This is a genomic window from Edaphobacter sp. (genome assembly GCF_035532915.1).
Classification (GTDB): domain Bacteria; phylum Acidobacteriota; class Terriglobia; order Terriglobales; family Acidobacteriaceae; genus Edaphobacter.
The window spans coordinates 1-2,554 of the sequence record NZ_DATKQC010000049.1 but is presented as its reverse complement, the minus strand read 5'-3'; the positions used below and the strand labels follow the sequence as shown (position 1 = coordinate 2,554).

Sequence of the window (2,554 nt, the reverse complement as noted above, 5' to 3'; positions counted from 1 at the left end):
GAATGCTGTCGTTACTGGCGGCACAGGTTCCGGCGCGGTCCTCTTCCAGTCGTTTCCGCAGGAGGTGGTCGATGCCTTTGCGGAGGTGACTGGCGGCCAACGGGTTCGGGTTCGAATGCCGAAGACCGTCAATGGCTATGCCTGGTTTGACGACGAACGGCGAGCATTCCTCGTCGAACGAATCGCCAATCCCGAGGGCCCGGAATGTGAAAAGAGAGTCTTCCTCTTTCAGTACAAGGGGAAGCGCAATCTGCTCTTCGAAAACACGAGTGCTCCCATTCCCCTGGGGCACTCTTAGCCGGCAAAGGAGAAGTCTGAGCCTCTGGCTCGGCTTCTCCTTTCCGTTTTTTGGACGATCGTTGCGCCTCAGGAGGCCGCTATGAAAACGCTCACGACGATTTCTCTTGCTCTTGCGGTAGCCGCTGCGGGGGCGCAGACCACCAGCCAAATCCAGATCCGCCATATTGAAACTTCGCTGAACCATCTCACCGTTCTCGAATTCGGCGAGTCCGTGACCACGCTCGCCATAGCCGATCCCGACAGCTTCCAGGTCGAGCGGCATGACGACAAGGTCTTTGTGAAGCCCCTCCGAGAAGGGGTATCGACCAATCTCTTCGTATGGACTGCATCGCGTGAGCTGAGCTATGAACTCGACCCTGCTGGCCAGCTTGCGGCAATGGATGTACTGGTCCGCACCGAGCCTGCGCCCAATCCACACGCGAGCGCGCGTGCCGCAGCCGAACCGTCAGATGCCGAGATCCGAAAGATCGCATCGCTAGTGCTGGCACAGGCGCTGATGGGAGTTGAGGAAATAGCACACGATGCGACAAAACCGTCATCTGACCGCGTGCAGGTTGAACTCGAACAGGTCTACCGAGCGAAGGACCAGCTCTATATTCGGTACTCGGTCACCAATCAGACCAAAGCTCCGTTTCGGGTGACGACACCCGATGTTTGCGTCCCGCTTCCGACCGAGCAGCCAATCTCGCTCGTGAGTCTCAGGAATCACCAGATCACTTCCCAGACCTTCGCAGCCTTCAAAGCGCGACATGTCTCTGGCATTCCAGTAACGCAGGCCGAAACCGGCACCCACGATCTTGCGCCGGGGGAGAAGACAACCGGCGTCATCAGCATTGGAAATTCGACGGGCAATCCGCCGCAGGTCTATCAATTGAACTTCGGCGCCGACCAGAACGGGCCTCTGAAGGTCGAGGTGGTCCTCTAGTCATGGACGCGCTGGGCTACATCTCGGCGGAGGAAGTGCGCCAGGCACTCAGACAGATATATCGCAGCGATGCCGAGTCCAGTCTGCAAAATGCCCTTCTTGAATCCCTTTCCGATGAACTCAAACCCGTCGATGAGAAGGGGCGCTGGAAACCCAGCCCGCTGTTCGTTCTCACGGTTGTTATCCTGTCCGTTCTTGTCGGTCTCTTTATCTACTTCTCCGTCGGAGGACGCGGATGAGCCCGTACGACGATCAGCCCGGTTGGCGTCAGAGAGGGCCGGAGGATGTCGCCGGCGTCCTTGTGCTATTCGCCTGTGCCGCCGTTGGATTCTGCTGGTACGTCGCTGTGTCGCGCCTCCATCTGCGCAATGCTCAGTGCCTCGAAATTTTCCTGTACGGCGCCATCCTGTTCTTCGGCGGCGGCCTCATCGCAGCACAAATGATTGGCCGCAGGAAGAAGAGAGAGGAGACCTGGCCTCACCCCGCCATCGTGATTCCGGCATCCAAAGACGCCAGGATGGTCCGCGATGCCAGACTGGCCGGGGCTACGCTGCTCGGATACAACGTCCACAAGGAGCCTTGGGTTTGGCCGGATACGGCGCGGATGAAGCACGGCGTCATTGTGGGCGGCACCGGCGCGGGCAAATCTACATTCCTTGAGAACATCATCGCCCAGGATCTGACGCGGCGCTTTGGCACGCGCAAGATGCCCATGATTATTTTCGATGGCAAGGGGGAACGCGAATTCCTTGACCGCTTGCTGCCGCACATCGAAGCCGCCGGCCGCCTGCAAGATTTACGTGTGATCGATCCGACGCACCCTTCAGAGTCGGCGCGATACAACCCCTTCTACGCGCTCGATGACGCCTATCAGGAGCATGTGAACTTCATCTTTCGCTCCTTCGGGCTGCGCGAAGATTTCTTCAAGGGCCACCAGGAAGCCTATCTCTCGGATCTCGTTCGCATCCTTCAGTACACCGGCAAGCTCTTCAACGTGTACGACGTGCTGGTAATGGCGCTCGATGAAAAGGTGCTGGAGGAGCAGATCGGGGTTGCGAAGGCTCGGCTTGCCTCCTCGCCGGGCATCTCCATGCAAAAGCGTTTGAACTTCGAGATGTCTGTGAAAATGCTGCAACGGTCACTCTCGGACCGCGAGCGAGTAGAGAAGATTCAGGGGCTTTTGAACGAGCTGTTGAGCTTCCTTGAGGACGAGTTGTCGATCGTGACTGGCTCCTACCAGGACTTGCTAACGCTCGACGACGTTCTCGAACGGGATCTCATCCTGTTCGTCTCCCTCAATGCAAACCGCAATCAGCGCGCTGTCGAAGC

At 58.2% G+C, this 2,554-nt stretch carries 4 protein-coding genes; all 4 read left to right on the top strand.

Features of this window, described 5'->3' with window-relative positions:
* A partial coding sequence (locus VMU57_RS02525) for a hypothetical protein (protein WP_325380462.1) occupies nucleotides 1–298 on the top strand: 298 nt, incomplete at its 5' end.
* A gap of 81 nt (nucleotides 299–379) precedes the next feature.
* A complete protein-coding gene (locus VMU57_RS02520; RefSeq protein ID WP_325380460.1) occupies nucleotides 380–1,225 on the top strand; it encodes a TrbG/VirB9 family P-type conjugative transfer protein in 846 nt (281 codons plus the stop codon).
* A gap of 2 nt (nucleotides 1,226–1,227) precedes the next feature.
* Nucleotides 1,228–1,464, top strand: coding sequence for a hypothetical protein (locus tag VMU57_RS02515; protein WP_325380458.1), 237 nt, complete (start codon nucleotides 1,228–1,230; stop codon nucleotides 1,462–1,464).
* Nucleotides 1,461–2,554, top strand: a 1,094-nt coding sequence (locus VMU57_RS02510; RefSeq protein WP_325380456.1) for a helicase HerA domain-containing protein, incomplete at its 3' end; no start/stop codon positions are given. The genes VMU57_RS02515 and VMU57_RS02510, both read left to right, overlap by 4 nt.